We start from the raw sequence: 7586 nt of genomic DNA, 5'->3' as shown, positions 1-7586 counted from the left end.
GGCGAGGTGATGAAACGGCACCGACGCGTCCCTAAGGGGAGGAGGGCGGGGGCGCCGGATACACGGTCAGCTCGCCGTGGCTCCTTCGGACGTGTCCGGGCAGAAGCTCGGGCTCGCCCTCAACGCGCCCGCGCCGCCGCCGCTGGCGACCTGTCTTTTGGGCCACCCCGACGGCGGGGCGCTGCTGCTCGGCGTGCTCGGCGCGTCGCACGTCGTCACGGTCGAGCACGCCGCGGGCCGGTTCTCCGAGGAGGTTTCGTGCACCGCGCGCGGGCTCGGCGTCGATCTGCCGGAGCGCACCGCCGCGCCCGGCTATGTCCTGGAATCCCACGTCGACAAGTACGACGAGGGCACCTTCCGCCGCATGGCGCGCGACCTGCGTGACCGTTGCGCGCGGGAAAAGGGTTGGCTCGGTGGCTCTTTCCCCGGTGACGACGCCGCGCTGACCGCGCTGGCCGCCGAACCCGACGGCGCCGGTTGGCACTGGCGGACCTGGCACCTGTATCCGGCCGGCAGCGGCGGGATGGTCGTGCACACCACCAGTCGGTGGCATCCGTGAGCCGCAACCGCCTGTTCGTGATCGCCGGTGTGCTGGCCGTCGCCGCCATCGCCTGCCTGGTGCCCGGAATCATGTTGCTGAACAAGAACATTGGGTCCTACATCGCCAGCCACTATCACGAGTACGCCCACGACGCGAACGGGACGCGTTACGAGTGCAGCGGATCGGCCGACGACGTGGCCGACACGCTCGCGGAGTATCAGGCCCCCGAGGCGCGTGCGGCCAACGGCGACAACGAATACCTGCGCTACAGCAACAACATCGTGACGATCGGGCCCGACGGCAATCACCCCTGCAGCATCCGCCTGGAAGGCCTCAGCGGCGGATACAGCCACGGCGCCTTCATCTTTCTCGGCCCCGGATTCACACCCGGCTCCCCCTCGGGCGGCGCGGGGGGCAGTCCGGGTGGCCCGGGCGGAGTTAAGTGACCCAGCCGGTATCGCAAAGGAGACAACCATGTACCTCGCGCTCGATTTCGGAGCCACCAACTTCAGCACCATCACCCAGGGCGTGGTCGCCGTCGTGCTGTACTTCGCGGTCGGCGTCGTCGTCCTGATCGCGGGCTTCCTGATGGTGGACGTCCTCACGCCCGGAAACCTGCGCCAGCTGGTATTCATCGACAAGCGGCCCAACGCCGTGGTTCTCGCGTCGGCCATGTACATCGCGCTCGCCATCGTCATCATCAGCGCGATCGCGAGCAGCTACAGCCAGCTGGGGCAGGGACTCGTCGGCGTGGCGGTGTACGGGTTGGTGGGGGTGCTGTTGCAGGGCGGGGCGCTGTTGATCCTGCAGATCGCGGTGCCCGGCAAGTTTCGCGAGCACGTCGACGAGCCGGAGCTGCACCCGGCCGCGTTCGCCACTGCGACCATGCTGGTGGCGGTCGGAGGAGTGATCGCCGCCGCCATCTCATGACCGCCACGGACAGCCGCACGCCGGCGCCGGTCGCATCGACGGCGTTCTCGGGGCGGTGGCGGGCCGTGCTGTTGGCCGCCGTCGCGGCCTGCGCGGCGTCCGGCATCATCTACGAACTCGCGCTGCTGACGCTGGCCGCGAGCCTCAACGGCGGCGGCATCGTCGCCACCTCACTGATCGTCGCCGGCTACATCGCCGCGCTCGGGGTGGGCGCCCTGGTGGTCAAGCCGCTGCTGGCGCACGCGGCCGTCACGTTCATCGCGGTCGAGGTGCTGCTCAGCATCGTCGGCGGCCTGTCCGCCGCGGCGCTGTACACGGTGTTCGCGTTCATCGACGACGAGTCGATGTGGATGCTGGCGTTGGGCACGGCCCTGATCGGGGGGCTGGTCGGCGCCGAGGTGCCGCTGCTGATGACGATGCTGCAACAGGGGCGCACGTCCGAGGCGCCCGACACCGGCCGGACGCTGGCCAACCTCAACGCGGCCGACTACCTCGGCGCGCTGCTGGGCGGGTTGGTGTGGCCGTTCCTGCTGCTGCCGCAGCTGGGCATGATCCGCGGCGCGGCGGCCACTGGCATCGTCAACCTGCTGGCCGCGGCCGTGGTCGCCATTTTCGTGCTGCGCCAAGTCTTTTCGCCCCGCCAGCTGGCGACCGCGCTGTGCGCGCTGGCCGCCGCCCTCGCGTTGCTGGCCACGCTGCTCGCACGGTCGGCCGACATCGAGACGACGAGCCGCCAACGGCTTTACGCCGACCCGATCATCGCCTACCAGCACTCGGCCTATCAGGAGATCGTGGTAACCCAGCGCGGCAACGACATGCGCCTGTACCTGGACGGGGGCCTGCAGTTCTCCACCCGCGACGAGTACCGCTACACCGAGAGCCTGGTCTACCCCGCGCTCGGGGCGGGCGCGCGCACGGTCCTCGTCCTCGGCGGCGGCGACGGGCTGGTGGCCCGCGAGCTGCTGCGGCAGCCGGGCATCACGAGGATCGTGCAGGTGGAACTCGACCCCGCGGTGATCCAGCTGGCGCGCACCACCATGCGCGGGGCGAACGGCGGTTCGCTGGATAGCCCGCGGGTCAAGGTGGTGATCGACGACGCGATGCGGTGGTTGCGTTCGCCGCACCCCGACGTCGTTCCGCCCGGGGGCTTCGACGCGATCATCGTGGACCTGCCCGACCCCGACACCCCGGTCCTGGGCCGGCTGTATTCGACCGAGTTCTACGGGCTGGTCGGGCGGGCGCTCGCCGCCGACGGGCTGATGGTCGTGCAGGCGGGCAGCCCGTTCTCCACGCAGACGGCGTTCTGGCGCACAGTCTCGTCAATCCGCACGGCCGGCTACGCCGCGACGCCCTACCACGTGTACGTGCCGACGTTCGGTGACTGGGGTTTCGCGCTGGCACGCCGGGGCGGCAGCGCGCCCACGCCCACCGTGCCGCCCGACGCGCCCGCGCTGCGCTTCCTCAACCAGCACGTGCTCGACGCCGCCATGGTGTTTCCCGACGACACCCGCCCGCGCCCGCTCGAGCCGTCGACGCTGGACAATCCCCGCATCGTCGAGGACATGCGGCACGGATACGACTAGATCTGATGGCGCCGACCCGCTTCGCCCGGCGCTCTGCGCCGCGCTTGCGATCGACGACTAGCGGGGCGGCCTACTCCTCGTCGAGGGCGGCCAGCACCTCGTCGGACAGGTCGACGTTGGTCCACACGTTCTGCACGTCGTCGCTGTCCTCCAGCGCGTCGACGAGCTTGAACACCTTCCGGGCGCCGTCCACGTCCACCGGCACGCTGACCGACGGCTGGAAGCTGGCCTCGGCGGACTCGTAGTCGATGCCGGCGTCCTGCAACGCCGTCCGCACCGCGACGAGATCCGTTGGCTCCGAAATGATTTCGAAGCTCTCACCGAGGTCGTTGACGTCCTCGGCGCCGGCGTCGAGGACCGCCATCAGCACGTCGTCCTCGGTGAGCCCGTTCTTCTCCAGCGTCACGACGCCCTTGCGGGTGAACAGGTACGACACCGAGCCGGGGTCCGCCATCGTGCCGCCGTTGCGGGTCACCGCCACCCGGACCTCACCGGCCGCGCGGTTGCGGTTGTCGGTCAGGCATTCGATCAGCACCGCCACGCCGTTGGGTCCGTAGCCCTCGTACATGATCGTCTGGTAGTCGGCCCCGCCGGCTTCCTCGCCCGCGCCCCGCTTGCGGGCGCGCTCGATGTTGTCGTTGGGCACCGAGGTCTTCTTCGCCTTCTGGATGGCGTCGTACAGCGTCGGGTTGCCCGCCGGGTCCCCGCCGCCGGTACGGGCGGCGACCTCGATGTTCTTGATCAGCCGGGCGAACTCCTTGCCTCGGCGCGCGTCCTTGACGGCCTTTTGGTGCTTGGTGGTGGCCCACTTGGAATGGCCGCTCATCGGTGTCTCTTACCTCTTCTGTCTTGTAAAAGTTCGCCAGACGAGTCTACGTGGGCGCCGACGCCCGACGGCCCGGGCGCTGCGCATCGGGCGCACGGCCCCACGAGAGGAGCCGAGGCGGCCGTCAGGCGACGCCGTTGACGATGTCGACGAAGAGCCGGTGGACGCGGCGGTCGCCGGTCATCTCCGGGTGAAACGCCGTCGCCAGCTTCGCCCCCTGGCGCACCGCGACCGTGTGCCCGGACGCCTCGGCCAGCACCTGCACGTCCGCACCGGCCCGCTCCACCCAGGGCGCGCGGATGAACACCGCGCGCACCGGACCGTCCAGGCCGGCGAACGGTATGTCGCCCTCGAAGGAGTCGACCTGCCGCCCAAAGGCGTTGCGCCGCACGGTCATATCGATGGCCCGCAACGGCAGCGCCTCCCGGCCGCCCGCGCCGGCATCCAGGATCTCGCTGGCCAGCAGGATCATCCCGGCGCACGCGCCGTACGCGGGCAGCCCGTCGGCCAGCAGACCGCGCAACGGCTCCAGCAGGTCGAGTTCGAGCAGCAGGTGGCTGATGGTGGTGGACTCACCACCGGGAATGACCAGCCCGTCGGCCTTCTCGAGCTCGGCGCGCCGCCGCACCGGCGTCGCCTCGGCGCCGGCTTCGCGCAGCGCGGCCAGGTGCTCGCGGGTGTCGCCCTGCAGCGCCAGCACGCCGATGCGCGGCGCGCTCACTGCCCGGTCGGCTGAAACTCGCGGTCGAAGCGGGTCAGCCCCTCCTGCATCACCGCCGCCACCATCTCACCGGACTGGGTGAAGATCTTGCCCTGGCACAGCGACCGCCCGCCGCTGGCCGACGGCGACGACTGGTCGTAGAGCAGCCACTCGTCGGCCCGGAAGGCCCGCATGAACCACATCGCGTGATCCAGGGACGCCACCTGCAGGTGCTGGCGGACGTCGAGGTGGTTGACCTGCGCCGATCCCAACAGCGTGAGGTCGCTCATGTAGGCCAGCGCGCAGATGTGCAGCACCGGGTCATCCGGCAGCGGGTCGCGGTGGCGGAACCATACCTGCTGCTGGGAGGCCTTGCCCGGCGACAGCTGCAGCCGGTCGCGCGGCACGATGCAGACGTCCCACTCCTCGAACTGCTTGAACCCGGCGTCGTCGAACACCTTGATCGAGTCCAGACCGGGCAGCCCGTCGGGGGGCGGCGCGGCGGGCATGACGTCCTGGTGGTGGATGCCCTCCTGATCGGTCTGGAAGGACGCCCCCATGCTGAAGATGATTTCGCCGTGCTGAATCGCGTTGACGCGCCGGGTGGCGAACGAACCGCCGTCGCGGGTGCGCTCCACGATGAAGACCGTCGGCTCGTTGGCGTCCCCGGGCCGCAGGAAGTAGCCGTGCAGCGAGTGCACCTGGTAACGCGGGTCGACCGTGCGCACCGCCGAGACCAGCGACTGCCCCGCCACGTGGCCGCCGAACGTGCGCTGGAAATATCCCGACTCCGGGCTGAACACCCGACCGCGGTAGATGTTGACCTCGAGTTGCTCGAGATCAAGGATCTCTTCGATTGCCACCAATAGCCCTAGGCTTACCAACCACGCTCGGCCAGGCGATGGGGCTGCGCGATCTGCTCGACGTTGATGCCGACCATCGCCTCGCCCAGGCCGCGCGAGACCTTGGCCAGCACGTCGGGGTCGTCGTAGAACGTGGTGGCCTTGACGATCGCGGCGGCGCGCTGCGCGGGGTCGCCCGACTTGAAGATGCCGGAGCCGACGAACACGCCCTCGGCGCCCAGTTGCATCATCATCGCCGCGTCCGCGGGGGTGGCGATGCCGCCCGCGGTGAACAGGGTGACGGGCAGCTTGCCCGCCCGGGCCACCTCGACGACGAGGTCGTAGGGCGCGCGCAATTCCTTTGCGGCGACGAACAATTCGTCCTCAGAGAGCGACGTCAGCCGGCGGATCTCGCCGCCGATCGCCCGCATGTGGGTGGTCGCGTTGGAGACGTCGCCGGTGCCGGCCTCGCCCTTGGACCGGATCATGGCCGCGCCCTCGCTGATGCGTCGCAGGGCCTCACCGAGGTTGGTCGCCCCGCACACAAACGGCACGGTGAACTTCCACTTGTCGATGTGGTGGGTGTAGTCGGCGGGAGTCAGCACCTCGGACTCGTCGACGTAGTCCACCCCGAGGCTCTGCAGGATCTGCGCCTCGACGAAATGCCCGATCCGCGCCTTGGCCATCACCGGGATGGTGACCGCGGAAATGATGCCCTCGATCATGTCGGGGTCGCTCATCCGCGACACGCCGCCCTGGGCGCGAATGTCGGCGGGCACCCGCTCCAGCGCCATCACCGCGACGGCGCCGGCGCCCTCGGCGATCCGGGCCTGCTCCGGGGTGACCACGTCCATGATGACGCCGCCCTTGAGCATCTCGGCCATGCCGCGTTTGACCCGCGCCGTCCCCGTCTGGTTGGCCTGGTTGGACTGTCCGCCGCTCTCCACTAGCTCCCGCTCTCCTCGACCATCGCGCTTCCACTCTAGTGGTGGAAACAAACCGGTTTTCCCTCCGCTTCCATCAGTCGTGCCAAGCGCCTGCGACGAGCGTCACATTGTGTTAAAAATTGCGTCAGCTATTTGCGAGACCGTTGCTGCTGGTGTGGATTCTGGGTGGGCAACCGTGGTCACACCGGCCGAGGCGGTCGGCCGAGAAGAGGTCTCGGGTGTTGCCGGATTACGTGCTGTTGCCGCCGGAAATCAATTCGGCGCGGATGTATGCGGGGCCTCGTTCGGGGACGATGTGGGCGGCTTCGGCGGCGTGGGACGCGTTGTCCGCGCAGTTGGCGTCCGCGGCGAGTTCCTTCGAGTTGACGGTCTCGACGCTGACCGGTGGCGTGTGGCAGGGCCCCGCCTCGATGACGATGGCCTCGGCCGCCGCCCCGTACGTGCAGTGGCTGACCGCGACGTCGGGGCAGGCGGAGCTGGTGGCCAACCAGACCCGGTTGTCGGCCGCGGCGTTCGAGGTGGCGTTCACCGCGACGGTGCCGCCGGAGGTGATCGCGGCCAACCGGGCGCTGCTGATGTCGCTGATCGCCACCAACATCCTGGGGCAGAACACCGCGGCGATCGCGGCGACCGAAGCCCAGTACGCCGAGATGTGGGCCCAGGACGTGGCCGCGATGACCGCCTACGACGCCAGCGTCACGGCGGCCGAGGCGACCTGGACGCCGTTCACCAGCCCACCCCTCACCCTGACGAGCCTGCCCACCCCGCAGTTCACCTCCTTCGGCCAGGAACTGCTCCAGGCGCTGAGCCAGTCGCTTACCCAGCAACTGATGAACCCGATGACGCAGCTGCAGATGCTTTCGACGCCCGCGCAGTTCGCGATGGAGCCGATGAACACGGTGATGGGCCAGCTGATGTCCACCACCAACCCGCTGCTGGGCGGCGCCGGCACCGTCCCGGCCATGGATCCGGTCCTGGCGTCCACCGCCGGCCCGGGCATGGGCGCCCCCAGCCCCGTCACCGCCCAGCTCGCCGGCCGCGTCGTCTCGGCGAGCGCGGGCCGGCGATCGAATGGGAGGCTGCGGCCGTCGCTCGCCCGGGAATTCCCGTCGAGGGCAGTTGGGGCGCGGCGGACGGGCCCGCCGAAGAAGTCGACCTGCACGCCGGTGCGGGTGAGGTCGCGATCGGCCATCAGGCACACCAATTGGTTGTCTCGC

Annotated in this window: 8 protein-coding genes and 1 pseudogene; 5 read left to right on the top strand and 4 right to left on the bottom strand. The window is 69.8% G+C overall.

Annotated elements, in window-relative coordinates; translation table 11 throughout:
* The first annotated feature begins 76 nt into the window (after positions 1–76).
* The 4 genes from A5702_RS00230 to A5702_RS00215 are packed head-to-tail and all read left to right on the top strand — an operon-like array spanning position 77 to position 3054.
* The gene (locus A5702_RS00230; RefSeq protein WP_068217259.1) at positions 77–559 is read left to right on the top strand and encodes a DUF2617 family protein; all 483 of its coding nucleotides are present in this window, start codon (positions 77–79) and stop codon (positions 557–559) included.
* Complete coding sequence (locus A5702_RS00225) at positions 556–987, top strand: DUF4247 domain-containing protein (protein WP_068217250.1); 432 nt, start codon at positions 556–558, stop codon at positions 985–987. The genes A5702_RS00230 and A5702_RS00225 overlap by 4 nt, the downstream gene beginning before the upstream one ends.
* Before the next feature lie 28 nt (positions 988–1015).
* A complete protein-coding gene (locus A5702_RS00220; RefSeq protein WP_055400870.1) occupies positions 1016–1471 on the top strand; it encodes a DUF350 domain-containing protein in 456 nt (151 codons plus the stop codon).
* Positions 1468–3054: a polyamine aminopropyltransferase gene (locus A5702_RS00215; RefSeq protein ID WP_068217247.1), complete on the top strand. Its 1587-nt coding sequence runs from the start codon at positions 1468–1470 to the stop codon at positions 3052–3054. The genes A5702_RS00220 and A5702_RS00215 overlap by 4 nt, the downstream gene beginning before the upstream one ends.
* 70 nt (positions 3055–3124) lie before the next feature.
* Here A5702_RS00215 and A5702_RS00210 read toward each other — a convergent pair whose 3' ends face one another.
* The 4 genes from A5702_RS00210 to pdxS form a co-directional block, all read right to left on the bottom strand.
* Positions 3125–3880, bottom strand: a complete 756-nt coding sequence (locus A5702_RS00210) for a YebC/PmpR family DNA-binding transcriptional regulator (RefSeq protein WP_068217244.1) — start codon at positions 3878–3880, stop codon at positions 3125–3127.
* A 124-nt stretch (positions 3881–4004) separates the two neighbouring features.
* A complete protein-coding gene (pdxT, locus tag A5702_RS00205) occupies positions 4005–4601 on the bottom strand; it encodes a pyridoxal 5'-phosphate synthase glutaminase subunit PdxT (protein WP_055400864.1) in 597 nt (198 codons plus the stop codon).
* The gene (gene tesB / locus A5702_RS00200; RefSeq protein ID WP_055400944.1) at positions 4598–5443 is read right to left on the bottom strand and encodes an acyl-CoA thioesterase II; all 846 of its coding nucleotides are present in this window, start codon (positions 5441–5443) and stop codon (positions 4598–4600) included. Before tesB ends, pdxT begins: the two co-directional genes overlap by 4 nt.
* 14 nt (positions 5444–5457) lie before the next feature.
* Positions 5458–6369, bottom strand: coding sequence for a pyridoxal 5'-phosphate synthase lyase subunit PdxS (gene pdxS, locus A5702_RS00195; RefSeq protein ID WP_067820578.1), 912 nt, complete (start codon positions 6367–6369; stop codon positions 5458–5460).
* A gap of 152 nt (positions 6370–6521) precedes the next feature.
* Here pdxS and A5702_RS25340 point away from each other — a divergent pair.
* A pseudogene (locus A5702_RS25340) lies at positions 6522–7064 on the top strand (PPE family protein); the annotation flags it as partial.
* Positions 7065–7586: the final 522 nt, after the last annotated feature.

This window comes from Mycobacterium sp. E3339 (assembly GCF_001666915.1).
Classification (GTDB): Bacteria; Actinomycetota; Actinomycetes; order Mycobacteriales; family Mycobacteriaceae; genus Mycobacterium.
This window is presented reverse-complemented; position numbering and strand designations above follow the sequence as displayed.